This is a genomic window from Brevundimonas sp. FG128, from assembly GCF_057809775.1.
Map to the genome: position 1 here is coordinate 1 of NZ_JBMDKP010000009.1, position 311 is coordinate 311.

The 311-nt window shown below is 61.1% G+C and carries 1 protein-coding gene; it reads right to left on the reverse strand.

Annotated features, from left to right (window positions below; translation table 11 throughout):
• Nucleotides 1-126: 126 nt before the first annotated feature.
• Nucleotides 127-311, reverse strand: a 185-nt coding sequence (locus tag ACODSC_RS14995; RefSeq protein ID WP_488814816.1) for a hypothetical protein, incomplete at its 5' end; no start/stop codon positions are given.

A 311-nucleotide genomic window follows, 5' to 3' on the forward strand; every position in this document is an offset into this window, starting at 1 on the left:
CTCGTCAGGCTCATAACCTGAAGGTCGTAGGTTCAAATCCTACTCCCGCACCCAAGATCCAGAAGCCCCACCGCGAAAGCTGTGGGGCTTTTTGCTGGCCGGATTCTGCCGATGGCCATACATTTACTAAATGCCGCCGCTGCGGGTCACGACCACCGCAATCAGGGCAAGGCAGACGACAGCCGCAATGCCGATGGCGAGGGCGGTGATGCGGAATGCGCCTCGCGTCGACCTGTCTGGGCGGTCTTCGTATCCGATGGGGGTCTTGCGGGGCTCTTTGTCGGTCATGGCAGGCTCAACGCCCTGGAGAC